Consider the following 26,232-nt stretch of genomic DNA (forward strand, 5'->3'; position numbering starts at 1 on the left):
CTCGCCTGGGGATTTCCACTATGGTGCATGACACCTCGCCCGGCGCACTATTCGGGCATCGCAAGCGCCTCGGCGCTTTTTTTCGAAACGTGTTTGGAACCGGTTCCAAGCGCTGATCAAGAGACAGGTTTGAGTAAATTCGACATGACTGAGGCAGTGGACGTGGTGATCGTCGCAAGCGCATTCGGGATGGACGCGGTTCGCACGCACGGTCATCTGAAGTGGGCCGCCGCGAGCAAACAGGCCGGCGCCACGGGCTTCGAAGTGCGTCGCGAACTCTTCGCGGACGAAGCCGCCGCCGCGCCGCAGGCGTTACGCGCGCTCGGCAAACAGATTGTGGAACTCGGGCTGTGGTCCGTCTACTCGACACCCGCATCGCTGTACACGCCGGATGGCGGGCTCGACGCCGACGCACTGCGCGTCTCGATTGAAGAAGCGATCGCGTTAGGCGCGCGCTTCGTGAAGCTGCAACTCGGCGGGTTTAGCGCCGAGGCTAACGCCGCCGTGATCGCCGATTACATGCGCTGTGCGGACGTACGGCTCGTGGTCGAAAACGGTCAACTGGCTGAAGGCGGTTCGCTGGCGCAATTCACCGGCCTGTTCGACGCGTTGGAGCGTGAAGGCCACGCCGGCCTGCTCGGCATGACCTTCGACATCGGCAACTGGGCCTGGCGCGATGTCGCGCCGCTCGATGCCGCCGGGCCGCTGGCGGCGCATGTTGAATACATCCATTGCAAGACGACGGTGGGCGAGGGCGCACGACGCTTTCCCGCCGCGCCGGCCGCTGGCGACACGCAGTTCGCCGCGGTGCTCGACAGGCTGCCGCGCCACGTGCCGCGCGGCATTGAATTTCCGTTCGATGCGAACCGTATCGATGCGGACGCGGCGCACTACGTCGTATGGCTGGCCGCCGCGTAAGCGGCGCGTAGGACCTGAGAGAGCGGTATCCAAAAAATGCCCGGCAGAAAGCGTGTGCGGAGCAGTGCACGCGGTACGGGCGGAAGCATGCAGAGAAGCGCAAGCAAAAGACAGGCAGTAAACAGGAACACGCAGGAGCGAAGCATGAGCAACACAAACGCAGCACTCGATGTCATCACCTACGGCGAAGCGATGGCCATGTTCGTGGCCGCCGAAACCGGAGCACTCGCCGGTGTCGGGCAATTCACCAAGCGCGTCGCGGGCGCCGATCTGAATGTAGCGATCGGTTTGTCGCGATTGGGTTTCAAGGTGGGCTGGATGAGCCGCGTCGGCAGCGATTCGTTCGGCCAATACGTGCGCGACACGCTGACGAAAGAAGGCATCGACCAGCGCTGCGTGACCACCGACGAGCGCTACCCGACCGGTTTCCAGTTGAAGTCGAAGAACGACGACGGCAGCGATCCGGCCATCGAATACTTCCGCAAAGGGTCGGCGGCAAGCCATCTGTCCTTGGCTGACTACGTGGCCGATTACGTGCTGCCCGCGCGTCACTTGCATCTGACGGGCGTGGCGCCGGCTATCTCGGCCAGTTCGTGCGAACTCGCCTTCCATCTGGCGCGTGAAATGCGTGCCGCGGGCAAGACGATCTCGTTCGACCCGAATCTGCGCCCGACGTTATGGCCCTCGCGCGCCGCGATGGTCGAAGGCTTGAATGCGCTCGCCGCACTGGCCGACTGGGTGCTACCCGGCATCGGCGAAGGCGAGATTCTGACCGGTTATACGCAGCCGGACGACATCGCCAGGTTTTATCTCGACCAGGGCGCGCGCGGCGTGATCATCAAGCTCGGCGCAGAAGGCGCGTACTTCCGCACCGTCGACGATGCCGCCGTGATCGCCGGTCAGCCGGTTACGAAGGTGGTGGACACGGTCGGTGCCGGCGATGGCTTCGCCGTCGGTGTGGTCAGTGCGTTGCTCGAGGGAAAGACACTGCCGCAAGCGGTCGCGCGCGGCAACCGCATCGGCGCCCTGGCGATTCAGGTGATCGGCGATTCGGAAGGCCTGCCGAGCCGTGCCGAACTCGACGCGCTCGAGCGTGCCGACGCGCTGCACATTGCAACCGCGGCTTGAGCGTCTGTGCCTCGCACAACGCCGCGTTCAGCCGTTCAGCCGTTCAGCATTAGCTGGCTCGATAACAGCAAGAGCGCCCGAACAGCGCCCCATGACCGTCCATCATTGCTTCGGGAAGCCGTTAGCAACTTTCTTGCATGGGACCCGAGCAAGTGCTTTGCACCAACTCTGGTCGACCGCAACTGCATGGGACCAGAGTAAGTGCTAAAGCACTAACTCTGGTCGACAAAGGAGACTTCCATGACTTCATCGCTTGCAATTCGCCGTTGGTGGACGATCATGCCGATCGTATTCATCACGTACAGCCTGGCTTATCTCGACCGCGCGAACTACGGTTTTGCATCGGCTGCCGGCATCAACCAGGATCTCGGCATCAGTAAGGGTTTATCTTCGCTGATCGGCGCGTTGTTTTTCCTCGGTTATTTCTTCTTCCAGATTCCCGGCGCGATATACGCGGAACGCCGCAGCGTGAAAAAGCTCGTGTTCTGGAGCCTGATCCTGTGGGGCGGGTGCGCGGCTCTAACCGGGATGGTCAGCAATATTCCCTCGCTGATGGTGATCCGCTTCGTGCTCGGCGTGGTCGAGGCCGCGGTGATGCCGGCGATGCTGATTTTCATCAGCAACTGGTTCACGAAGAGCGAACGCTCCCGCGCCAACACCTTCCTGATTCTCGGCAATCCGGTGACGGTGCTGTGGATGTCGGTGGTCTCCGGCTATCTGGTGCATTCGTTCGGCTGGCGTCACATGTTCATCGCCGAAGGCGCGCCGGCGATTCTCTGGGCGGTGTGCTGGTGGTTCATCGTGCAGGACAAGCCGCAGCAGGTGTCGTGGCTCACGCAGCAACAGAAGGACGACCTCGCCGAAACCCTGCGCGCCGAACAGGCCGCGATCAAGCCGATGCGCAATTACAGCGAAGCGTTCCGTACGCCCGCCGTGATCAAGCTGTGCGCGCAATATTTCTGCTGGAGCATCGGCGTGTATGGTTTCGTGTTGTGGCTGCCGTCGATTCTGAAGAACGGTTCGACGCTCGGCATGGTCGAAACCGGCTGGCTTTCGGCGTTGCCGTATCTGGCCGCCACGATCGCCATGCTTGCGGCTTCGTGGGCATCGGATAAACTCAACCGCCGTAAAGTGTTCGTGTGGCCGTTCCTGCTGGTCGGCGCGATCGCGTTCGCCGCGTCGTATGCGCTCGGCTCCACGCACTTCTGGCTGTCGTACGCGTTGCTGGTGATTGCCGGTGGCGCAATGTATGCGCCGTACGGGCCGTTCTTTGCGATCGTGCCGGAACTGCTGCCGAAGAACGTCGCGGGCGGCGCGATGGCGCTGATCAATAGCATGGGCGCGCTCGGTTCGTTCGTCGGCTCGTACGTGGTCGGCTATCTGAATGGCGCGACTGGTTCACCCGCGGCATCCTATGCGTTTATGAGCGTAGCCCTGATCGCCGCGGTGATTCTGACGTTGATCGTCAAACCGCAGGCGCAAGTACAGCCGCAAACCAAGGGCGCCACGCTCGCTACACCGTTGCAAGGAAAATAAGCTGATGAAGAAGATCGTCGCCTGGAAGTCGCTGCCTGAGGATGTGCTCGCGTATCTGCAAGAGCATGCGGAAGTCGTGCAGGTCGACCCTGCGCAGCACGATACGTTCGTCGCCGCATTGAAGGACGCGGACGGCGGCATCGGTTCGAGCGTGAAAATCACGCCGGCGATGCTCGAAGGCGCAAGCAGGCTGAAGGCCTTGTCGACCATCTCGGTGGGTTTCGATCAGTTCGATGTTGCCGACCTCACGCGCCGCGGCATCGTGCTTGCGCACACGCCGGACGTGTTGACCGAGTCCACGGCGGATACGGTGTTCTCGCTGATTCTCGCGTCGGCGCGGCGCGTGGTCGAGCTCGCGGATTGGGTGAAGGCGGGCGAGTGGAAGCAAAGCATCGGACCCGCGCATTTCGGTGTCGACGTGCAGGGCAAGACGCTCGGTATCGTCGGGCTGGGGCGGATCGGCGGCGCGGTCGCGCGGCGCGCGGCGCTCGGCTTCAACATGAAGGTGCTGTACACGAATCGCAGCGCGAATGCGCAGGCGGAACAGGCTTACGGCGCGCGCCGCGTCGAGTTGGCGGAGTTGCTCGCCACCGCTGACTTCGTGTGCCTGCAAGTGCCGCTTACGCCCGAGACGAAGCACATGATCGGCGCGGCCGAATTCAAGTCGATGAAGAAGAGCGCGATTCTGATCAACGCATCGCGCGGCGCCACGGTCGATGAACAGGCGCTGATCGAAGCTCTGCAAAACGGCACGATTCACGGCGCGGGTCTGGACGTGTTCGAGACCGAGCCGCTGCCGGCCGATTCGCCGTTGCTGAAAATGGCCAACGTGGTCGCGCTGCCGCACATTGGTTCGGCAACGCACGAGACCCGTCATGCGATGGCGCTTAACGCGGCGGAAAACCTCGTCGCCGCGCTCGACGGGACGCTCGCGACCAATATCGTCAACCGTGAAGTGCTGAAGAAATGAGTACGACGCCGCTTGCCGCCCCGCGCCGCGCGACGATTACCGACGTCGCGCGCGAAGCCGGCACGGGCAAGACCAGCATCTCGCGCTACCTGAACGGCGAGATGAGCGTGCTGTCGCCGGAATTGCGCGCGCGCATCGAGGCGGCCATCGAGCGTCTCAACTATCAGCCGAACCAGATGGCGCGCGGCCTCAAGCGTGGCCGCAATCGCCTGATCGGCATGTTGCTCGCCGACCTGACGAACCCGTATTCCGTCGAAGTGCTGCAAGGCGTGGAAGCCGCTTGCCATGCGCTCGGGCTGATGCCGCTGATCTGCCACGCGGCCAACGAAGTCGAAATGGAGCGGCGCTATCTGCAACTGCTGACCACGTATCGCGTGGAAGGCGTGATCGTCAACGCACTCGGCGTGCGAGAGGAAACCCTGCGGCCGGTGGGCGGCGGCGGGATTCCGGCGGTGCTGGTCGACCGTTCGGTGGATGGGCTCGTCGCCGACATGGTCGGGCTGGACAACCGGGCGGCCGCCGAGCTCGGCACGCGGCATCTGCTCGACAATGGTTTCGACGACATCTGGTTTGTCGTGCAGCCCTTCGAGCAAGTCAGTTCGCGGCAACTGCGCGAGGCGGCATTTCGCGAGGTGATGAGCGGCGAGGGCGGCGCGGGTGGGACTAGCAGCGGCAAAGGCAAAGGCGGCGCGCACGGGCATACGCTGGTGCTGAATCTTGCGGAGCCGGCGGCGGTCGAGCGCGCCCTCGCTGAACTGGATCGCGCAATTGATGCGGCTGGCGGCCTTGGCGGGGCTGCGGCCAGCGTGACAGGCGACGCGACAAGCAGCGTCACAGATCGCACCGGCGGCAAAGGCAGCCGCATCGCCTTGTTCGCGGCCAACGCGCCCGTCGCACTGTGTCTCGCGCTGCATCTGAAAGCACGCTACGGCCCGGATTGGCAGACGCGCGTCGCGCTGCTCTCGATCGACGATCCCGAATGGGCCGAATTGACGGGTATCACCGCGATCCGCCAGCCGACCTACGAGATCGGCTATCGCGCGGTCGAGTTCCTCCACGAGCGCATCGAAGGGGTTCAGGCCACCGCGCGCGACTGCCTCTTGCCAGGCGAATTGATCGTCCGCGCCTCAACTTTGCGCTGACCTCGCGCTGATCTGCGATCATTCGGGCTGCGGCGCGCAGCGGGTGCGCGCCGGTCATCGCAAGGAAACCCATGGTTGTTGCACCGCTTACCCTCTCGAGCCTCGCCGTCGCGACGCTGTTCATCGCCGCTTTACCGTTCCTGATCTACCGCCGTCTGCGCCGGCCGCTCGCGCTGAACCCCCGCGACGCGATCACCGGCATCGCCGTATTCGCGCTGTTCGCGATGGTGATCGAGCGCGCGCTGAACGACTACGTGCTGCATCGGAACGAAGCGACCGCCACCTTCCTGTCCAATCCAGTGGCCTTCGTGGTGTATGGCGCGCTGGCGGCAGGGATCTGCGAGGAAGTGGGGCGGTTCATCGGGATGCGGCTGCTGCTCAAGCGTGCGGCAGCGAAGTCCGCTGCGGGCACCGGTGACGGCACGGCGCTGACCTACGGCCTCGGCCACGGCGGCGCTGAAGCCTGGCTGGTCGGCGTGCTGGTGCAGATTCAATGGATTCTGTTTGCCATCTTCGAAAACCGCGGCGAACTGGATGGCTATCTGAGCAATCTGCCGACCGACTCGGTGATGCGCATCCATCTGATCCTCGCCAGCCTGACGCCGCAGACGGCCGGCATTTTCGCGCTCGAACGGGTGGCCGCGCTGGTGTTCCAGATCGGCTTGTCGGTGTTGATGTGGCGCGGCCTGCGCGCGGGCTGGCGTGGAATCCTGCCGCTCGCGATTGCGTTGCACGCGCTGGTCGACGTGCCGGCTGCGTTGTTCCAGGCGCAGCTCGTGCCGCTCGCTGCCGTGGACGGCGTGTATGCGGTGGGGGCGGTGATCGTCGCGGGCCTGTTGTTCAGAGCGTTCCGTCGCCCGGCGCTTGCCGCGTGAGTCAGGTGTCAACCAGGCCATCCGCGATTTTCTAACTTTCGGCGTACCCTTGCGGTACGCTGTTCAGGCTCATCCTTTCGGCACACTTCATGGAAGAAGCTTACCAATACGATTGCGCGAATCCCGAATTCGAGGAATTGGCGCGCGTTATCAGCGATCTGTTTCCCGAGCAGACGCAGTTCATCCAGCGTGCGGGCGAAGACGGCACGCCGACGCTGGCGATTCACTGGGTGGCCATGCGTTTCGGTTCGACCGCGCGCCGGATTGTGATGGCCGTGGTGATCGCGCCGACGGCGTTGGCACGTTATCGCGCGTTGCCGGCGCGGCTGCGAGGCCGGAGTTTTGCCGTGCTGCGGGCCTATGTCGAAGCGAGTATTGGCTCGCTTGAAGAACAGTACGCGAACGGTGAGGCGGTGCCGCGCGATGTGACAGTGGATCTCGGCGACGAGTTTGCCTGAAGCGATTCGCTCGCGACCCCTGGGCCGTTGGGTAGACGGCGGGCTCGAGTGCGGCTGGACTTATAACGCCCAGCCGGCCACGATTCACGGGCTGTGAATCACGGGCTGTGACTCAGTCCGCGAGCCGATAAACCTTCGCGAAGCGTGCGGCCTGCACCACGCCGTAGTCGCCGGGGGCGTATTGCATGATCCAGTCGCCGGCCGCGCCGTGCAGCACGTCACCGCCACTCGCCGAGCGGGCCAGTGAAAACGCTTCATTCATCTGTTTGGCCAGCACGACCGCGGGACGATTACGGTATGCGCCCGCTTCGCCGTGAGCGAGGCCGGCGTCTTCCGGCAGGTATTTGGCATCGAAACGTTCACGCGAGACGACCCAGCGGTCGCCGGTCGAGCCGGTGATCAGTGCGTCGCCGCGGGCATAGCGGTTCGGGCCTTCCAGGCTCATCAGTTGGCCTTCGGCGGCAGCGAATTCAACGTGCACGGTTTCGTTTTTGACGACGCGCTGGGCGTCGGCATCTTGACTCAGATCGAGATTTTTGAGTTCGGTCATGAAGCGAGTGGGTGTGGAGATATGGCCAGCCTGGCCGGGACCTTGCGCCCCGACGCTGTGTACTCGCAATCATGCCAGATGCATTTGAAGATCGGGTTCTTTTGCCAAAGGCAAAAAAACGGCGCGCGCAGCGCGAAAACCCGCGCCGCGCGCCATCAACCGTGTAACTAGTCTCTTACAGCTTCAGAGTCGCATCACTCGGCAGCGGCCGGCGCCTTCTTGGCGCTGCCCTTACCATTGTGACGATGGCTGCCTTCAGGGCCGCCCTGATGGAACGTCACGTCGGCCAGTTTCTTCTGCTCAGGCGAGAAGCTGCTGTACAGCGGATCGAACGCATCGACCAGTTTCTTCATGCCGTCCGCATGCGCTTGCGCGATCGTGGCGTATTGCTTCATGTCGTCGATCGCCGACAGATTCGTGTTGGCCTTGCGCTGCTGGAACAACTGCCCCATCGTCTCGCCATTGCCGCGCATGACATCGGCGAACGCGTTCCATTGCGATTCCTGCGCCGACGTGATCTTCAATTGCGTGTGCAGGTAGGCGATGCGGTCTTCGACATTGCGCTCGTGGCCTGCTTTGGCGGCCGGCGCCGAAGCCGGGGTGCCCGTCGGTGCCGAGGCCGGTGCGGAAGTTTGTGCGAATGCGCCGCTCATGGCGACTGCGGTGGCCAGCATTACGAGTGCTTTTTTCATCGAAACTCCTGATGTCTGTTCGAATTATGACAAGGCGAGCATGGCGAGCGGCTCGACGCGCGTTCGCATAGCGACGCAAGGCGACCGGCTGCCCACTTCGCCGTCGCCGCTATTAGTATCACGATATCCCTACAATGCGGCTGCAGTGCGACAAACGCTTACAACCGAAACGAACAGGAAATAGCGGGTGGACAAATTCGTCAGCATGGAAATCTTCGTTGCGGTGGTCGAGGCGGGCAGTCTTACGGCGGCCGCCGAGCGCTTTGACATTTCGTCGGCGATGGTGGGCAAGCACATCCGCTCGCTTGAAACGCGGCTCGCGACGCGGCTTCTGACGCGCACCACACGCCGCCAGAGCCTGACTGAAATCGGCCGGCAATATTACGAGCAGTGCCGGCGCATTCTGGCCGACGTCAAGGCGGCGGAGTCGCTCGCCGAGGCCATGGCGGCCGCGCCGCGCGGGGTGCTGAAGGTAACGGTGCCGTTGACCTATGGCGTCGAAGTCTTTGCCCCGGCGATGACTGACTACCTGAGTGCGTGGCCGGACGTGAGCCTCGAACTGGATCTGTCGAATCGCGTGATCGATCTCGTGGAAGAAGGCTTCGACGCGTCGGTGCGCATCGGCCGTTTGCCGGATTCCAGTTTCGTCGCGCGGCCGTTGAAGCCTTACCGGATGCGCGCGTGCGCGTCGCCGGCGTATCTGGCGCGGGCCGGCATACCGCGCACGCCGGCCGACCTCATGCAGCACGAATGCCTCGGCTTTCTGCATTGGGGCCGCGAGGGCTTGTGGCGGCTGGGCGGCGAGGACGCGGACGAAAACCAGTTGCGCGCCGGACGGTTCCGGGCGAACAACGGCCAGGCGCTCAAGGTTGCGGCATTGCGCGGCTTCGGGCTGGTGTTGCAGCCGGAGGCGTTGCTTGCGAGGGAGATCGCCAGTGGCGAACTGGTGTCGGTGCTGGAGGACTATCTGCCGGAAGGCGCGCCCGTCCATCTGCTTTACTCACGCGACCGCCGCGCCACGCCCAAGCTCACCAGCTTCATCGATTTCGTGATCGAGCGGTTCGGGGCGTGATCTTGGCGCTTGCCGGGCTTTGTTTCCCGTTTGCCGTTTGGCGCTCGTTGTTATCCGCTCATCACTTTGCGTCACCCATGGCTCGGGGTTCCTCTGCCTGCCGCCCGATGCCTAGGACGCGCGATAATCCTTCACTACCGACCAACTTCTTTCGCCCCCGATGAGACCTCCGCGCCTCGACCAACTCGACGACCTCGACCGCAACCTCGTTGCGCTGTTGCAAGCCAACGCCCGTGAGAGCGTCGCCAATCTCGCGCGTCAACTGGATGTGGCGCGCACCACTGTGATCGCCCGCATCGCCCGGCTCGAGCGCAGCAACGTGATTGGCGGCTATAGCGTGCGGCTCGGCCAGGATGTGCTCGACTCGAGCATCCAGGCGTACGTCGGCATCATCATCGCGCCGAAGTACGGGCCGGCCGTGCAGAAACGTCTCGGCAAGATGCCCGAGGTGCAACTGCTCTGCGCGGTGAGCGGCGAGTTCGACTATGTCGCGTGGCTGCGCGCCGATTCGCCCGACCGCCTCAACGATCTGCTCGACGAGATTGGCGGCCTGGAAGGGGTGGAGCGAACCACGACTTCCATCATTCTTGCGCGCAAGATCGACCGTGGCATGGTGTGATTCCGCTGCCCAATTTTTACGCCGTTTTGACATGTTTTCGACATATCGACTGATTACGTCGTCATAACGTCGAAGTTCATGGTCATAGCGCAGCACTTTGCGCGTATGAACTGTTTTTGCTTCTCCCTAAACTGTGTCTCAAGGGTTCAGCCCGCCGGGCGCAGCGCCTTAGCGCAGCGCACTTCCCAAGCTGGAGACAGCAGATAAAAACCAGGAGAAGCGACATGAAAGTAGCCATTGTTGGCGCAGGTTTGATCGGTCACACCATCGCCCATATGTTGCGTGAGACTGGCGACTACGACGTTGTCGCATTTGACCGCGATCAGCATGCGCTCGATAAGCTCGCCGCCCAGGGTATCCCGACCCGCCGCGTCGATTCCGCCGATGCCGCCGCACTGCGCGCCGCCATTCAAGGCTTCGACGCGCTCATCAACGCGCTGCCGTATTACCTCGCGGTGAACGTAGCCTCGGCTGCCAAGGGCGCGGGCGTCCATTATTTCGATCTGACCGAAGACGTGCGCGCCACCAGCGCGATTCGTGCAATCGCCGACGACGCCGATCACGCCTTCATGCCGCAATGCGGTCTCGCACCGGGTTTCATTGGCATCGCCGCGCATGAGCTGGCGAACCGTTTCACCGAAATCCGCGACGTGAAAATGCGCGTCGGTGCGCTGCCGGAGTTCCCGACTAACGCGCTGAAGTACAACCTGACGTGGAGCGTCGACGGTCTGATCAACGAGTACTGCCAGCCGTGCGAAGCGATCCGCGACAGCCGCACGCAGTGGGTGCAGCCGCTGGAAGGTCTCGAACACTTCTCGCTCGACGGTACCGAATACGAAGCCTTCAATACGTCCGGCGGGCTGGGTACGCTATGCGAAACGCTGGCGGGCCGAGTCGAATCGCTCGACTACAAGTCGGTGCGCTATCCGGGCCACCGCAACCTGATGCAGTTCCTGCTGGAAGACCTGCGTCTTGCGAGCGACCGCGATACGTTGAAGACCATCATGCGCCGCTCGGTGCCCGCGACCGCGCAAGACGTCGTGCTGGTGTTCATCACCGTAAGCGGCATGCGTGACGGTCAACTGGTGCAGGAAGTCTTCACCCGCAAGATCTTCGCGAAGACGGTGTGCGGCGTGCCGATGAGCGCCATTCAGATCACCACGGCCGGCGCGATGTGCGCGGTACTCGATCTGTTCCGTGAGCAGAAGCTGCCTCAAAGCGGTTTCGTGCGTCAGGAACAGGTGTCGCTGCGCGACTTCCTCGCGAACCGCTTTGGCCAGTTGTACGAAGGGCAGTCGCTGGATGCGATGGCAACGGTGTAAGCCGCGACTGTCGCGTTGAGGTTGCAAAAGAGGCTCAATACCGAGGGCCGTGCGACGACGCGGTAGTGATTGCCGCGAGCAACGAAGCAGGCCTCGCAGAAGGCCGCTTGATGAACGCCCCGCCATGCGGGGCGTTTTTCGTTTGAAACGCCGGTGCTATACAGGCAGCGGCGCTGGTTGTGACATAGGCTGCTACACAGGCAGCGGCGGCGGCATCGCAGGCGCCACGGGCGGCTCGCCTACGAGACGTGCGAGCAACGCTTCGTAATCCGCGCGGGTTGGGGCGGTGTTGTCGAACATCAACAGGTCTTCGCAAATATCGCCGCTCGGCTCGAAGCGGCGCTGCCGATACTCGTCCCAATGCGCGAGCTTGTAGGCATCGTTCGGATTGCCGCGCGCGACGATGCGCTGATGCGCCATTTCTTCGGACACGTAGACCCATACGACCCGCAGCGCCACGTCCGCGCCGACACCGAGCCAGGCACGATCGAAGAGGCGCCGCTCGCGCACTTCGCGCGAGAGCGGCCCGACCACCAGTGCGCTGATGCCGAGTTCGAGATTGTCGCGAGCGGTATCGAGCAGGCCGCGATACTCAGGATCGCGCAGGTGCTGCAGAAAAAGCGGGCTGTCGCGGTCGTTCGGGTCGCCGGTCAGCATGGCCATGGCGGCCGCGCTGTAGCCGCCGAACAGCGTATCTTTGTCGAGCAGGCAGAAGGGCGTCGCGCTCGCCTGCATCAGCGGGCCGATCAGCTTCTTCGCCAGGGTGGTTTTGCCGGTGCCGGCGTGACCGCAGAAGAAAACCAGGTGGGTCACGAAGACGTGTCCTCGGGCGCGGCGGGCGGAGTGCCGGCGTGCTGCGGGTCACGCGCGAATTTGCCGCTGGCCTCCAGCCACATCACATTGATGATGCCGAAGCCCAACGCCACGCCGATGCCGAGAATCCAGGTGAAATACCACATCGCGGTCTCCTTGATCGTATGTCCGGCGAGGCAACCTGTGAGGCATTACGCATAGCCGGTACAGAGAAGCAAACATGCGGGCGGACAAAGGTAGCACGCAGCGGATCCGAGGGTAAATCCGCAGCGCGCGGCGCCCACAGCGCTGCGCTTTGCAGCGATCATGAAGAAGAACGCGGCTGCGCGCAAGAGGGCGCAAAGACAGTTGGCCGTTCGGCCAGGATCGCACAATGCGCCTATAACAAGAGCAACACCACCAACAACACGGGAGACCCAGCATGCCGATGCGTCCGCACTTCCATTGCAAAGCCGCGCTGCTTGCGTTGGCTATCGCGTCGCTCGCCGGTTGCGCCTCGACACCTGCCGAGCCCGTTCCGTTCAAGGAGGTGCCGCAAGCGCGGATCGTCCAGCCCGGCTACACGGAGCCGGGAACCGGCCTGGTCGCCGTGGACGTGCGGCGCGAACGTTCCCGCGACGTCATCGTCCGGTTCCGCGATGCCTTGGTGTATATCGACGGCGAGCAGGTCACCGATCTGATGAACGGAGAACATGTGGTCTTCTATCTGAGCCCGGGGGTGCATCGCATCGGTGTCTCCACGCAATTCGATCCGGTCGTGGAGATGCGTTTTACGGTCACGGCCGATACACGCTATACGAACCGCGCGTCGGTCACCTTCGACGACGATCACGGCATCGTTTTGCGCCGGGTTGCGCAGTAACGGAGGACAGCGTCTGACAACGCGGGGTTGCGGCGGGGCCTTGTTGAACGGTTTCGAACTGTACTGGCTGCCGCACGCAAGCTGTAACTATGGTTCCAGTCTGAACATTTAACAATTCGATACATGACGGTCACGCGGAGCCCTTAACATGTCGGCTTTCGTGTATTTGTTCACTCAGATTCGCCACCGGGCTTACGCATAGTGCGAAGCCGGCCGGTCTGTTCCGTTTTCAAGGTCATCCAACATGCTAATCAATTGCGCCGCCTATCAGGACGGCCGGAAGCTGGCCGATATCGATATCGATAGCATCAGCGACTATGTGGCGCGGCCCGAGTGCTTCGTCTGGGTTGCGCTGAAAGACCCGGAGCCGGAAGAGCTGGCCGTGATGCAGCACGAATTCGGTCTGCACGAACTCGCCATCGAAGACGCGCAAAACGGCCATCAGCGTCCGAAAATCGAGGAGTACGGCGAGTCGCTATTCGCCGTCATACATACGGTGGAAATGGACGAAGCGGGTGAACTGCTGATCGGCGAAGTCGACGTATTCGTGGGACACAACTATGTGCTGTCGGTGCGCCGCGGTACGCGCACCGGGTTCCAGAATGTTCGCGCCCGTTGCGAGCGCGAGCCGGAATTGCTCAAGGAGGGCTCGGCATTCGTGCTGTATGCGCTAATGGACGACATCGTCGATCGTTATTTTCCGATCCTCGAGACGATGAACAACGAGATCGAAGCACTCGAAGACCGCATTTTCGAGCGCAACAATTCGGTGGCATCGCGGGCAATCATTGAGGATCTGTATTCGCTGAAACGCCGTCTCGTGATCCTGCAGCATCACATCGCGCCGCTTCAGGAAGCGGTCGGCAAATTGACGGGCGGCCGGATTCCGAGCGTCTGCGGAGGCATGCAAGCCTATTTCCGCGACGTCTACGACCATCTCGATCGGATCGTCAGAATCATCGATGGCCGGCGCGAACTGGTTGTGACCGCGGTGCAGGTCAATCTGGGGATGATCTCGCTGGTCGAAAACGAGGTGACCAAGCGGCTCGGCTCGTTTGCCGCATTGTTCGCGGTGCCGACCATGATCGCCGGTATCTACGGGATGAACTTCGAGACCATCCCGGAGTTGCACTACAAGTTCGGCTATCCAATCTGTCTTGCCGTGATGGTGATCGTGGATCTGATCCTGTACTGGCGCTTTCGCAAGTCCGGCTGGCTCTGACACGCCGCTAGCCCATCGCCCCGCGTGGTTCCCCGCTTGCACCGTGCGCAATAAAAGTCCAGCATAGGCAGCCCGCCGGCCGCTAAGCTTGCAGCCGGCGGTGAATCTGCCATGCACAGACTGAGCGAGGGACCGTTGCCAGAACACAGCCTGCCGGTGCGGCTGTTCGCCGTACCGCGCCGAAGCCATCGAGCGCATCGCATCGACGCATTGTCTGCGCGCCGATGCACCACAACACTGCGAATCGTTGACATCCTGGGAATGGCACGCTGAGAATAGGCCTCGCAAACGTTTGCTCATCACTAAAAATGCGGCTCGACACGAGCCCAACAAACCCTGGAGATAGGCATGAGCCATCGCATTCGCCGCCGCATGCTGGCGGCCGCTGTTCTCGTCACCGCCACCGCTGCTTTGCCGTTGTCCTCCGCTTACGCGCAAACCACGCCGGCCCATAAGCCGAAGGTTGCGCTGGTGATGAAGTCGCTCGCCAACGAGTTCTTCCTGACCATGGAAACCGGCGCGAAGGACTACCAGAAACACAATGCCTCGCAGTTCGACCTGATCACGAACGGCATCAAGGACGAGACCGATACGGCGAACCAGATCCGCATCGTCGAACAGATGATCGTCTCGAAGGTCGATGCGATCGTGCTGGCGCCGGCTGATTCGAAGGCGCTGGTGCCGGTCGTCAAGAAGGCCGTCGACGCGGGGATCATCGTCGTGAATATCGACAACCGGCTCGACCCGGACGTGCTCAAGTCGAAAGACCTGAATGTGCCGTTCGTCGGCCCGGATAACCGCAAGGGCGCGCAGAAGGTCGGCGACTATCTGGCCAAAAAACTGAAGGCGGGCGATGAAGTCGGCATTATCGAAGGCGTGTCGACCACCACCAACGCGCAGCAACGCACCGCGGGCTTCAAGGACGCCATGCAGACCGTCGGCGCGAAGGTCGTGTCGGTGCAGTCGGGTGAATGGGAAATCGACAAGGGCAACGCGGTGGCGTCGGCCATGCTCAATGAGTATCCGAACCTGAAGGCGCTCCTCGCCGGCAACGACAATATGGCGATCGGCGCGGTTTCGGCCGTCCGTGCGGCCGGCAAGCAGGGCAAGGTGCTGGTGGTCGGCTACGACAACATCAACGCGATCAAGCCGATGCTTAAAGACGGCCGCGTGCTCGCCACCGCCGACCAGTACGCCGCCAAGCAGGCCGTGTTCGGTATCGACACAGCGTTGAAGGCGATCAGCGAACACAAGAAGCAGTCGCAGTTGTCCGGCGTGGTGGAAACGCCGTGTGACCTCGTGACTAAATGAGCGCCGGGCAGTAGGCACAAGAAGCACTACAGGAAGCACCGCCACACGCCGAAGCACGCGGGTTCGCGCTCACGCCGCTGCATGCTGAATGCATAGCAAAAGGCACGCGAATCCGCGTCAATTCAATAAACGCTCAAGAAACCTCCTGCGCCGCCGTTAAATCCAGAGGTAAGCGACAAGACGGCCGGCATGCGGCTCGGCTTTTCGAATTACCTGGGCCTCGCCGGTGAGCTACTGGCGATGATCGTGCTGTTCTCGCCGCTGGGTTCGCCTTTCTGGCGTGCGAGACGTTCAGCGCGATCGCCAGGCAGTGCGATAAAAGCAAGTATTCATGGGTGTGGTCTGTCTTCGAGGAAGACGTCCGGTGGGTCGCCAGATGGCGCGGCCGGCGGGAACAACAGGCAGGAGAGCAACAGGTTATGGCGACGATCAAGGATGTAGCGGCCGTGGCAGGCGTGTCGTTCACGACGGTATCGCACGTGGTGAACAACTCACGGCCGGTGTCGGCCGACGTGCGCGCGAAGGTCGAACACGCGATCCGTCAGCTTCACTATGTACCGTCGGCGGTGGCCCGCTCGCTCAAGGCGCGGGCGACAGCGACGATCGGTCTGGTGGTGCCGAACAGTACGAACCCGTATTTCGCGGAAATGGCGCGCGGTATCGAGGATGGTTGCGCGCGCAACGGCTACTGCCTGTTCTTCTGCAATTCCGACGACGATCCGGCCAAGCAGCGTAACTATCTGCGCGTTCTGCAGGAAAAGCGTATCGACGGGCTGATCGTCGCCTCCGCGGGCGACGACGCGGTACTGGCGCAGACGCTTGCCGACGCCCGCGAGCCGCTGGTCGTCGTGGACCGCAATATCGAGGGCGTGAACGCGGATCTGGTGCAGATCGACCACGAGAAGGGCGGCTATCTTGCGACGCGGCATCTGCTCGAACTGGGGCATGTGCGGATCGGCTGCATCACCGGGCCTGTCAAGACAGCGGTGAGCGCCATGCGGGTACACGGCTTCATTCGCGCCATGACCGAACGCGGCATCGAGATTCCGGCCGGGGCGATTGTCGAAAGCGATTTTTCGGGAACGGGCGGCCATCGTGCGGCGGGACAACTGTTCGACACGGTGAAGCCGTCGGCGATTTTTGCCGGCAACGACATGATGGGCATCGGCGCGCTGCGCGCCGCGGCGGAGCGCAATATCAGCGTGCCGCGCGATTGCTCGATCATCGGTTTCGACGATATCGAACTGGGACGATTCACCTATCCGGCGCTCTCGACGGTCGGGCAGTCGGTCCGCGCACTCGGCGATATGGCCGCGCAGACGCTGATCGAACGCATTGCCGGGACGTCCTCGGGCAGCCCGCGCGCGCTGGGTCGCCGGCGTGTCGTGTCGCCGCGCCTGATCGTGCGCGAATCGACCGCGACATGGGCCGGCGTGGCGAGGCGCGATCTGGCGGCCTGATATCGATTGTTGCGTTGCCGGGCGCGAGCTGGAAGGCTTTGCGGTCGGTCTCTTTCATGCCGCTTTTGCGCCCTGCTGAATCGTGCGCGAGCGTTGGGCACAGACTCGCGCCGGCCAGGGCGTGAGCGCTTCGCGCCCGTCTTCAGGCGCGCCATAGCGCTGCCCAGGTCAAGCGTTCCGTTTGAGACCCCGTTTGGAACCCCGTTTGAATCCCGCCTGAATCCGTCTCGCCTATCCGCGTCCGGCGCTTCCGCGCCGAGTCAATGCAATTTCCCGAATGCCCAAAACGCTGTGTGACCGCCGCATGAGCACGGCCTGTCAGTGCTTTGTAATTTCTTCCAATTGCTTACAACGTCTTTCTTCATACCATATAAATCCTTCAAGTATGCAGATCAGGTGCCGTAAACAGGAGCATTAGAGCGCCGCCTCAAATCAGCGCCAAGTACGCAGAGCCACACGCTACCCCGCACTGCGCACGCAGCCTCTTATTTGTTAAGTACAGGAACGAGCATGTTGAACAAAGGCATCACGATCAAGGCGCGGATAGGCCTCACGATGGCTTTCCTCGCCGCGCTGCTGGTCGCCATCGGCGTTTTCGGTTTGTTCGGGATGAGCCGTTCGAACGACGCTTACCAGGATACGTTCACCAACGCAATGCCGAGCGCTGTCGATATCGGCAACGCCGAACTCTATGCGGCGCGCGAACGGCTGGCGCTCGATCGGGCCGCGTTCATGATGGGCACGCCGGAGGTGGCCTCGACGCTCGAACGTGCGCGTGCGATGCGTGTGGCGTCCGACATGTGGTGGAAAAAGTATATGGACCTGCCGCGTGACACCGGGGAAGACCGTCTCGCCCAGGACGTTATCGCTAAACGCGACGCACTGCATCAGCAACTGGACGCGTTTGCGGCAATCATCACGGCGAACGACCAGAGCAAGATAGTCGACGGCGCCAAGCGCCTGCAGGCGGCGTACAACGACCTCGCCACTGCGGACGACGCGCTGCGCAAATTCCAGTTCGAATCGGCCAAGCAAGGTTACGACTCCGCGCAAAGCAGTTTCGAAGTGTTCCGTGTGGTGAGCATTGGCGCACTGCTGGTCGGCGTGCTTGCCGCCGTGCTGTCCTACCTGACGTTGAGCCGCGCGATTGGCCGCCCGCTCGACGCCGCCCTCGGTCATTTCGACGCGATCTCCGCGGGTGATCTGCGCCGCCCGGTCGTGATCACCTCGCGCGACGAAATGGGGCAACTGCTCGAAGGTATCGCCAGAATGCAGCGCAGCCTCACCGAAACGGTGCGTACGGTGCGCAGTGGCAGCGAATCGATCGCGACGGCCACACGCCAGATCGCAGCCGGCAATATCGACCTGTCCTCGCGAACGGAAGAGCAGGCGTCGGCGTTGCAGGAAACCGCGTCGAGCATGGAAGAGCTGACCGGCACGGTCAAGCAGAACGCCGACAACGCTCGCCAGGCGAGCTCGCTGGCGGCCAATGCGTCCGAGATTGCCAACAAGGGCAGCGCGGTGGTCGGCCAGGTGGTCGGCACGATGGGCGACATCAATCAAAGCTCGGCGAAGATTGCCGACATCATTTCGATCATCGAAGGGATTGCGTTCCAGACCAACATCCTGGCCCTGAATGCGGCCGTGGAAGCGGCGCGGGCCGGCGAAGAAGGGCGCGGGTTCGCGGTGGTGGCAGGCGAAGTGCGCAGCCTCGCGCAGCGTTCTTCGGCGGCGGCCAAGGAAATCAAGGAGTTGATCGACACCTCGGTGGAGCGCGTGCAGTCCGGCTCGGCGCTGGTCGACGAAGCCGGCCGCACCATGACCGAGATCATCGGTGCGGTGCAGCGGGTGACCGACATCATGGGCGAGATCGCGGCGGCCTCGGAAGAACAAAGCAGCGGCATCGACCAGGTGGCGCGCGCCGTCACCCAGATGGATGAGGTGACGCAGCAGAACGCCGCGCTGGTAGAAGAAGCCGCTGCAGCAGCGTCTTCGCTCGAAGATCAGGCTGGCAAGCTGCGTTCGGCGGTCGCGGTGTTCCAGCTCGAAGAAAGCGGTTTCAAGGCGCCGGTGAGCGCGGCGCCGAAGCGCGCGGCCGCGCCGGTTCGCTCGACGGCGGCACGTAAGGTGTCACATTCGGTGTCACATTCCGCGTCACAAGCCACCCCGGCAGCCAGGCCACCTGCTGCGCCCGCAGCGACACCGGCACCGGCTGCCGCCGCGCCCACGAAGACACCGGCCCGGGCAGCAGCGAGTGCCGGAAGCGATCAGGATTGGGAAACGTTCTGAGCGCAGCAACATTCGTTCCCGATGATGCATCAGACGGAACGGTGCTTGTGCGGATCGACCGCATGACGACAAAGACCGCGATTGCGCATGCAACCGCGGTCTTTTTTCATGGTCTGCGGACTAAGTAACGCTCACAAGCGTTGTCGACACCCTGGCAAGCGTCGTGATCCGGTACATTGACGGGCGCGACTACCGCTTGTAACGGCAACCTCGCCGCCCAGGCAGTCAGCGCGCGGACCGTGAGCCCGCTTCTCCCAACTGCTGCAACTCAGCGCGGCAACCCATCGCTCAACGCGCCAGCCATAAAGGACCGACATGACGCAACACGACCTCGCGCACCGCCTCGTCGAAGCCCGCCGGCAGCATCGCCCGATCGATGCGCCCCCACTCGACAGCCTGCCGCCTGACGCAGCAACCGCGTACGCGATCCAGCAGGCCGTCATCGTGGGCCTCGGCGACTCGACGGGTGCGTGGAAGATCGGCGCCAGAGCGCCGGGCGGGGCCGCCGCGGGCGCGCCGATTCCGGCTTCGCTGGTGCTGCAGTCGCCCGCGCGGGTGGCCCATGCCGGCTTTTTCCGGGTGTTGGTGGAGCTGGAGGTCGCCTTCCGCTTCGCCGAGGCGATCGAACCGCGCGGCCGGGCTTATGCGCGCGACGAGGTGCTGTCGAAGGTCGGCGTCGTGCTGCCGACCATCGAGATCGTCGATAGCCGCTTTGCCGAGTGGCCCAATGTCGCGCCGCTCGCGCAACTGGCCGACGCACAGAACAACGGCGCATTGATCACCGGTCATCCGGTTGCCTATGCGGGTCTTGCACGCAGCTTCGATTTTGTATCGCCCGAACTGGAGCTGAGCTTCGACGGCAACTCGCTGGTGCCCGAAGCTACGGGTAATCCGGCCGGCGATCCGCGTGAACTGCTGGTGTGGTTCGTCAACCATTGCGCCGCCATGGGCATCACCATCGAGCCGGAATGGACGATCACCACCGGTTCGTACGTCGGTGCGCACAATGTGGACAAGCCGGGCATCGTGCGCGGCCACATCGACGGCCTTGGGGAAGTGGAGATTGAACTGACCTGAGCGTGTCACGGTGTACTTGTAACGGCGCGCTTGTGAAGGGCCGCTTGTGAAGGTTCGCTTGTAACCGCTGATTACGAAGCATCACGCAAACGGCTGCCCGCGGGCGGCCGTTTTACATTTGCCGGCGCATCTGCACCACACGCTTTGCCGTATACACCTATGAAGCGGCCCGATGCGCTGCCGTGATCCAGTTATACATGCGGCTAACCATGTTGCTGACGCGGTTAATGCGCGAGGCAGGCATGGGCAGCAAGCAGTGGCAACACACCGCACTTCATGCGAAATAGTGCGGAACAATACCGCCGGCGCGTTGACGAACCGCTTGACGATGCGTCGGTGAAGAGCGCCTCAGGTGAGCGCGGCGAACGAACATGTAACACTGCGCATGTCGCTGTAGACCAAACGGCAATGCCGCGCGTTGATGAAAAAAGGTCCCGGGCACAGAAAACGCATGACGTCCGCGCTCAATGCAAGAAAGTGTGCGCATGCAGACAGGCCGTCCGGTAGAGCAGTGAGATCGTTCGATGAACGAGACGATTTGTGTAACGGAGCATGGCGAGCAGAGGGCGCAGGAGAGGCATCAACGTGATGCCGGCAATCGCCGCACATTCGCTGTGATGTGAGCGGAAGATTGTAGGTGAGCGAATCTGTGTTTCCAAGTGAGGAATGTTGGGAGGCGGGTACGGCGCGATTTTCGCAACGTAGTTCGTGAAAAAAAATTTAAAAGGGTTTAGGATGAATTCGAGCGATGTCGTTTCCGAATAGCGCGCCGCGCACGACATCGGTCTAGACTTCGGCGAGGAGGTAGCATGGATATCTACAGCAGTTTCGCGACCCGCTTCGAGAAAACGCGAGAAGATGAACTCTCGCTCGAGGAGTATCTCGCGCTCTGCAAAGACAATCCCGCCGCGTACGCTACGGCTGGCGAACGCATGTTGACGGCAATCGGTGAACCAGAACAGATCGACACTCGCAACGATCCGCGCATGTCGCGTATCTTCGCGAACAAGGTCATCAAGGTATACCCCGCATTCCGTGAGTTCTACGGAATGGAAGAGGTGATCGAGCAGGTGGTCGCCTACTTCCGGCACTCGGCCCAGGGGCTCGAAGAAAAGAAACAGATTCTGTATCTGCTGGGACCGGTCGGCGGCGGTAAATCGTCGATCGCGGAACGTCTGAAGCAACTCATGGAACGCGTGCCGTTCTACTCGATCAAGGGCTCGCCCGTGAACGAGTCGCCTCTCGGTCTGTTCGATTACGACGAGGACGGTCCGATCCTCGAAGAGCAATACGGTATTCCACGCCGCTACCTGAAAAATATTCTGAGCCCGTGGGCGGTGAAACGCCTGCACGAATACAACGGCGACATCCGCAAATTCCGCGTGGTGCGCCGCTACCCGTCGATCCTTCGCCAGATCGGTATTGCCAAGACCGAGCCGGGTGACGAAAACAATCAGGACATTTCGTCGCTGGTCGGCAAGGTCGACATCCGCAAGCTCGAACAGTACGCCCAGGACGATGCGGACGCATATAGCTACTCCGGTGGCTTGTGCCTCGCGAACCAGGGCTTGCTCGAGTTCGTCGAAATGTTCAAGGCGCCGATCAAGGTCTTGCACCCGCTGCTTACCGCAACTCAGGAAGGCAACTTCAAGGGCACGGAAGGCTTCGGTGCAATCCCGTTCGACGGCGTGATCCTCGCTCACTCGAACGAGTCGGAATGGAAGGCGTTCCGTAACAACCGCAACAACGAAGCACTGCTCGACCGGATCTTCGTCGTGAAGGTGCCGTACTGCCTGCGCTATGGCGAAGAGGTCAAGATCTACGAGAAGCTGCTGCGCAATTCGTCGCTGGCCAGTGCGATATGCGCGCCGGGTACGTTGAAGATGATGGCGCAGATGTCGGTGCTCACGCGCTTGCAGGAGCCGGAAAATTCCAGCCTGTTCTCGAAGATGCAGGTGTACGACGGTGAGAATCTCAAGGACACCGATCCGAAGGCGAAATCGTATCAGGAGTACCGTGATTTCGCGGGCGTGGATGAAGGGATGACCGGCGTGTCGACCCGCTTCGCGTTCAAGATCCTGTCACGCGTATTCAACTTCGATTCGACGGAAGTCGCGGCAAATCCGGTGCACCTGATGTACGTGCTCGAACAGCAGATCGAGCGCGAGCAGTTCCCACCGGAAACCGAGCAGAAGTATCTGTCGTTCATCAAGGACGTGCTGGCATCGCGCTATGCCGAGTTCATCGGCAAGGAGATTCAGACCGCGTACCTGGAGTCGTATTCCGAGTATGGTCAGAATATTTTCGATCGCTACGTGACGTATGCGGACTTCTGGATTCAGGATCAGGAGTTCCGCGACCACGACACCGGCGAGAGTTTCGACCGCGCGGCGCTGAACGCCGAACTGGAGAAGATCGAGAAACCTGCGGGCATCAGCAACCCGAAGGACTTCCGCAACGAGATCGTGAACTTCGTGCTGCGTGCGCGGGCTGCGAATGCGGGGAAGAATCCCGCGTGGATCAGTTACGAGAAGCTGCGCGTCGTGATCGAAAAGAAGATGTTCTCGAACACGGAAGAGCTGTTGCCGGTGATCTCGTTCAACGCCAAGGGTTCGGCGGAAGAGCAACGCAAGCACGAAGACTTCGTCAATCGCATGGTGACGAAGGGCTATACGCCGAAGCAGGTGCGCTTGCTGTGTGATTGGTATCTGCGCGTGCGCAAGTCGTCATGATACGCACTGCGTGCCGCCCGCGCGGTCCGACCGCGCGGGCACCTTGCGAGGCGCATGTCGCATGGACATAGCGTTGCATTTGCAGACATGCCTATTGCAATGTGCGTCTCGCGCAGCGGAAATTGCGACTGCATAGGACCGGAGTAAGCGCTGAAGCGCCAACTCCGGTCGATACTGGAGACCGGGCGTGCTTCATCAAATCATCGACCGCAGGTTAGCTGGTAAGAACAAGAGCATTGCAAACCGCGAGCGTTTTTTGCGTCGCGTTAAAAACTACATTCGTCGCGCCGTCTCGGAAGCGGTTCGCGATCGCAGCATCAAGGATATTCAGAACACCCAGAGCATTACCATCCCACGCAAGGACATCGCGGAACCGTCGTTCCGGCATGGTCCCGGCGGCAAGCGGGAAATGGTGCATCCGGGCAATTCCGACTACATCCGCGGCGACAAGATCCAGCGCCCGCAAGGGGGCGGCGGCGGAGGCGGGGGCAACCAGGCGAGCAACGAGGGCGAGGGTCAGGACGACTTCGTGTTCGAGCTGAGCCGCGAAGAATTCATGCAGTATTTCTTCGACGACCTTGAACTGCCGCGTCTCGTCAAAACCCATCTGATGGCCGTGCCCACGTGGAAAAGCATCCGCGCCGGCTGGGCGGCCGAAGGCACGCCAAACAATATCGACGTGGTCCGTTCGCTGCGCAGCGCGCTCGGGCGCCGGATTGCGCTTGGTGCGCCGCTCGTCAATCAGTTGCATGAGATGGAACGGCAACTCGAAGTGATGAAGGCCGATCCGGACGACCGTCGCGACGAGATCAAACTGCTCGAAGAGGAAATTCACCATTTGCGCGGGCGCATCTGGCGCATTCCGTTTATCGATCCGTTCGATCTGCGCTACGTGAACCGGGTGAAGCAGCCCACGCCGTCCAGCCAGGCGGTGATGTTCTGTCTGATGGATGTGTCCGGGTCCATGGACGAGCAGCGCAAGGATCTCGCCAAGCGCTTTTTCATCCTGCTGTATCTGTTCCTCAAGCGTAACTACGAAAAGATCGAGGTGGTGTTCATTCGCCACCACACCCGCGCCGAAGAAGTCGACGAAGACACATTCTTTCATTCGACGGAAAGCGGCGGCACGGTGGTGTCGAGCGCGCTGGAACTGATGCAGAAGGTGATGGACGAGCGCTATTCGCCGACTGAATGGAATATTTACGGCGCTCAGGCGTCTGACGGCGACAATTGGACCGACGATTCGCCCAAGTGCCGCAAGATACTTTCGGATGACATCCTGGAGAAGGTGCGCTATTTTGCGTATATCCAGGTGACGCCGGAAGAGCAGAACTTGTGGCTCGAATATGCACAGTTGGCGCTGAGCCAGCCGCACATGGCGATGAAGAAGGTCGAAACCGCGGCTGACATTTATCCGGTGTTTCGGGAGTTGTTTGAAAAGCAGGTGGCGTCTTCATGACGGCAAAGCACCTGCACAACGAAGCGGCCGGCGATCAGCCGGCGCGCGGGAAAGGCGTGCCGCAGCAGCAACAGTCGGGGCATGCCGAGGCGAAGGCGGACGATACGGGAGCCGCCGCAGCCGGAGCAGTCGACGCCGCTGCAGCACGGGGACACACCGGAACGCCCACTGAGGGGCAAAGGGAAGTCCGTATGAACGTAGCCGATAGACGGCCTCTGCCGTGCCCGTCCGACTGGACCTTCGAATTGATCGAAGAGTACGACTCGCATATTGCCCGTGTTGCAGAGCAATATGAACTCGACGTATATCCGATCCAGCTCGAACTCATCAGCGCCGAACAGATGATGGACGCTTACGCGTCCGTCGGCATGCCGGTGAACTACCGTCACTGGTCGTTCGGCAAACACTTTCTCTCCACCGAAAAAAGCTACCGTCGCGGGCAGATGGGGCTGGCGTATGAGATCGTCATCAATTCGAACCCTTGCATCGCGTACCTGATGGAAGAGAACACGATGACGATGCAGGCGCTCGTCATCGCGCACGCGGCCTATGGCCACAATTCTTTCTTCAAGGGCAACTATCTGTTCAGGCTGTGGACGGATGCGCACGCGATCATCGATTACCTCGTCTACGCGAAGAATTACATTGCGGAGTGCGAGGAGCGCTTCGGGCTCGACCGGGTGGAGGAACTGCTCGACTCGTGCCATGCGTTGATGAATTACGGCGTGGACCGTTACAAACGTCCGCAGAAACTGTCGCTGGAAAAGGAGTTTGCGGCGCGCCGCGAACGTGAGGCTTATCTGCAATCGCAGGTCAACGAACTGTGGCGCACCTTGCCGACGCGGCATACGCCGTTGCCGGAGGAAATCGAGGAGCGCTATCCTCCCGAGCCGCAGGAAAACCTGCTGTATTTCGCGGAGAAGAACGCACCGCTGCTCGAGCCGTGGGAGCGGGAAGTGATCCGCATCGTCCGCAAGGTCGGCCAGTATTTCTATCCGCAGCGGCAAACCCAGGTCATGAACGAAGGCTGGGCGACGTTCTGGCACTACACCTTGCTCAATACGATGTATGCCCAGGGCAAGCTGGAAGACGGCTTCATGATGGAATTTCTCCATTCACACAGCAATGTGGTCTACCAGCCGCCGGTCACGAAACCGTACTACAGCGGCATCAACCCGTATGCGCTCGGCTTTTCGATGATGAGCGATATCCGCCGGATCTGTGAGTCGCCAACGGAGGAGGATCGCAAGTGGTTCCCCGAGTTGGCGGGCAGTCCGTGGCTGCAGGCAATGCACTATGCGATGCGCAACTTCAAGGACGAGAGTTTCGTCGCGCAGTATCTGTCGCCGCATCTGATTCGCGAGATGCGTCTGTTCTCGGTGCTCGACGACGATATGCGCGATGCGCTCGAAGTGTCGGCGATTCATGACGATAGCGGCTATCAATACGTGCGCCAGGCGTTGTCGCGGCAGTACGACATGCACCATCGGGAGCCCAATATTCAGGTGTGGGCGGTGAATACGCGGGGTGACCGGAGCCTGACGCTGCGGCATTTCATGAGCGACAACCGGCATCTGTCCGGCGATAGCGATGAAGTGCTCAAGCACATGGCGCGCTTGTGGCAGTTCGACGTCTACCTGGAAAGCGTCGATGAGAACGGCACGGTGAGGAAGCGGTATGAGTGTAAGTATGTGCCGCCGGCGATAAGGGTTTGAGTTCGCCCGG

At 61.8% G+C, this 26,232-nt stretch carries 22 protein-coding genes and 2 pseudogenes; 20 read left to right on the forward strand and 4 right to left on the reverse strand.

What is annotated here, in order from left to right; all coding sequences use genetic code 11:
• Positions 1–144: 144 nt before the first annotated feature.
• The 7 genes from KHO33_RS32700 to KHO33_RS32730 all read left to right on the forward strand — a co-directional run bounded on the left by KHO33_RS32700 (position 145) and on the right by KHO33_RS32730 (position 7,027).
• Positions 145–918 (forward strand): TIM barrel protein, encoded by a 774-nt coding sequence (locus KHO33_RS32700; protein WP_200566836.1) that lies wholly within the window; start codon positions 145–147, stop codon positions 916–918.
• A gap of 144 nt (positions 919–1,062) precedes the next feature.
• The gene (locus KHO33_RS32705) at positions 1,063–2,046 is read left to right on the forward strand and encodes a sugar kinase (RefSeq protein ID WP_200566780.1); all 984 of its coding nucleotides are present in this window, start codon (positions 1,063–1,065) and stop codon (positions 2,044–2,046) included.
• Between the two features lie 240 nt (positions 2,047–2,286).
• Entirely contained in the window at positions 2,287–3,582 is a 1,296-nt protein-coding gene (locus KHO33_RS32710; protein ID WP_200566781.1) for an MFS transporter, read from the forward strand.
• 4 nt (positions 3,583–3,586) lie between these two features.
• Complete coding sequence (locus tag KHO33_RS32715) at positions 3,587–4,552, forward strand: 2-hydroxyacid dehydrogenase (RefSeq protein WP_200566782.1); 966 nt, start codon at positions 3,587–3,589, stop codon at positions 4,550–4,552.
• On the forward strand, positions 4,549–5,694 hold the full coding sequence (locus KHO33_RS32720; RefSeq protein WP_200566783.1) for a LacI family DNA-binding transcriptional regulator: 1,146 nt from the start codon (positions 4,549–4,551) through the stop codon (positions 5,692–5,694). Before KHO33_RS32715 ends, KHO33_RS32720 begins: the two co-directional genes overlap by 4 nt.
• Positions 5,695–5,765: 71 nt before the next feature.
• Positions 5,766–6,569, forward strand: coding sequence for a YhfC family intramembrane metalloprotease (locus KHO33_RS32725; protein ID WP_200566784.1), 804 nt, complete (start codon positions 5,766–5,768; stop codon positions 6,567–6,569).
• A gap of 89 nt (positions 6,570–6,658) precedes the next feature.
• Positions 6,659–7,027, forward strand: coding sequence for a DUF3022 domain-containing protein (locus KHO33_RS32730; protein ID WP_054039575.1), 369 nt, complete (start codon positions 6,659–6,661; stop codon positions 7,025–7,027).
• A gap of 112 nt (positions 7,028–7,139) precedes the next feature.
• On the opposite strand, the gene KHO33_RS32735 is transcribed toward KHO33_RS32730, so the two are convergent.
• Together KHO33_RS32735 and KHO33_RS32740 are read right to left on the reverse strand one after the other, a co-directional pair.
• On the reverse strand, positions 7,140–7,577 hold the full coding sequence (locus KHO33_RS32735) for a PGDYG domain-containing protein (RefSeq protein ID WP_054039577.1): 438 nt from the start codon (positions 7,575–7,577) through the stop codon (positions 7,140–7,142).
• Positions 7,578–7,752: 175 nt separating this feature from the next.
• Positions 7,753–8,269 (reverse strand): annotated as a pseudogene (locus tag KHO33_RS32740) (Spy/CpxP family protein refolding chaperone).
• A gap of 187 nt (positions 8,270–8,456) precedes the next feature.
• On the opposite strand from KHO33_RS32740, the gene KHO33_RS32745 reads away from it, so the two are divergent.
• The 3 genes from KHO33_RS32745 to KHO33_RS32755 all read left to right on the forward strand — a co-directional run bounded on the left by KHO33_RS32745 (position 8,457) and on the right by KHO33_RS32755 (position 11,282).
• Complete coding sequence (locus KHO33_RS32745; protein ID WP_054039579.1) at positions 8,457–9,341, forward strand: LysR substrate-binding domain-containing protein; 885 nt, start codon at positions 8,457–8,459, stop codon at positions 9,339–9,341.
• Positions 9,342–9,501: 160 nt separating this feature from the next.
• Complete coding sequence (locus KHO33_RS32750; RefSeq protein WP_054039581.1) at positions 9,502–9,960, forward strand: Lrp/AsnC family transcriptional regulator; 459 nt, start codon at positions 9,502–9,504, stop codon at positions 9,958–9,960.
• 224 nt (positions 9,961–10,184) lie between these two features.
• Positions 10,185–11,282 carry a saccharopine dehydrogenase family protein gene (locus KHO33_RS32755; RefSeq protein WP_054039584.1) on the forward strand — a complete coding sequence of 366 codons (1,098 nt, stop codon included), beginning with the start codon at positions 10,185–10,187 and terminating at the stop codon, positions 11,280–11,282.
• A gap of 192 nt (positions 11,283–11,474) precedes the next feature.
• Here KHO33_RS32755 and KHO33_RS32760 read toward each other — a convergent pair whose 3' ends face one another.
• Positions 11,475–12,095, reverse strand: a complete 621-nt coding sequence (locus KHO33_RS32760) for an AAA family ATPase (RefSeq protein ID WP_200566786.1) — start codon at positions 12,093–12,095, stop codon at positions 11,475–11,477.
• A complete protein-coding gene (gene cydX, locus KHO33_RS32765; RefSeq protein WP_128576616.1) occupies positions 12,092–12,241 on the reverse strand; it encodes a cytochrome bd-I oxidase subunit CydX in 150 nt (49 codons plus the stop codon). Before cydX ends, KHO33_RS32760 begins: the two co-directional genes overlap by 4 nt.
• A 275-nt stretch (positions 12,242–12,516) precedes the next feature.
• Between cydX and KHO33_RS32770 the strand changes: the two genes are divergently transcribed.
• From KHO33_RS32770 to KHO33_RS32810, 10 genes and pseudogenes are all read left to right on the forward strand, one after another.
• Entirely contained in the window at positions 12,517–12,957 is a 441-nt protein-coding gene (locus tag KHO33_RS32770; RefSeq protein WP_200566787.1) for a hypothetical protein, read from the forward strand.
• A 244-nt stretch (positions 12,958–13,201) separates the two neighbouring features.
• Positions 13,202–14,179 (forward strand): magnesium/cobalt transporter CorA, encoded by a 978-nt coding sequence (corA, locus tag KHO33_RS32775; RefSeq protein ID WP_093644961.1) that lies wholly within the window; start codon positions 13,202–13,204, stop codon positions 14,177–14,179.
• Positions 14,180–14,527: 348 nt separating this feature from the next.
• Positions 14,528–15,490 (forward strand): sugar ABC transporter substrate-binding protein, encoded by a 963-nt coding sequence (locus KHO33_RS32780; protein ID WP_200566788.1) that lies wholly within the window; start codon positions 14,528–14,530, stop codon positions 15,488–15,490.
• Positions 15,491–15,631: 141 nt separating this feature from the next.
• Positions 15,632–15,801: pseudogene (locus KHO33_RS42295) on the forward strand (ABC transporter permease); the annotation flags it as partial.
• Between the two features lie 108 nt (positions 15,802–15,909).
• Complete coding sequence (locus tag KHO33_RS32785; RefSeq protein ID WP_200566789.1) at positions 15,910–16,950, forward strand: LacI family DNA-binding transcriptional regulator; 1,041 nt, start codon at positions 15,910–15,912, stop codon at positions 16,948–16,950.
• A 510-nt stretch (positions 16,951–17,460) separates the two neighbouring features.
• Positions 17,461–19,239 (forward strand): methyl-accepting chemotaxis protein, encoded by a 1,779-nt coding sequence (locus KHO33_RS32790; RefSeq protein WP_200566790.1) that lies wholly within the window; start codon positions 17,461–17,463, stop codon positions 19,237–19,239.
• A gap of 315 nt (positions 19,240–19,554) precedes the next feature.
• The gene (locus tag KHO33_RS32795; RefSeq protein ID WP_200566791.1) at positions 19,555–20,316 is read left to right on the forward strand and encodes a hydratase; all 762 of its coding nucleotides are present in this window, start codon (positions 19,555–19,557) and stop codon (positions 20,314–20,316) included.
• Positions 20,317–21,125: 809 nt separating this feature from the next.
• Positions 21,126–23,048: a PrkA family serine protein kinase gene (locus tag KHO33_RS32800; RefSeq protein ID WP_054039598.1), complete on the forward strand. Its 1,923-nt coding sequence runs from the start codon at positions 21,126–21,128 to the stop codon at positions 23,046–23,048.
• A gap of 187 nt (positions 23,049–23,235) precedes the next feature.
• A complete protein-coding gene (locus KHO33_RS32805) occupies positions 23,236–24,507 on the forward strand; it encodes a YeaH/YhbH family protein (protein WP_054039600.1) in 1,272 nt (423 codons plus the stop codon).
• Positions 24,504–26,222, forward strand: a complete 1,719-nt coding sequence (locus KHO33_RS32810) for a SpoVR family protein (RefSeq protein ID WP_200566792.1) — start codon at positions 24,504–24,506, stop codon at positions 26,220–26,222. The genes KHO33_RS32805 and KHO33_RS32810 overlap by 4 nt, the downstream gene beginning before the upstream one ends.
• The last annotated feature ends 10 nt before the right edge of the window (positions 26,223–26,232 follow it).

Origin of the sequence: Paraburkholderia nemoris, assembly GCF_905221015.1 — a bacterium.
Taxonomy (GTDB): domain Bacteria; phylum Pseudomonadota; class Gammaproteobacteria; order Burkholderiales; family Burkholderiaceae; genus Paraburkholderia; species Paraburkholderia nemoris.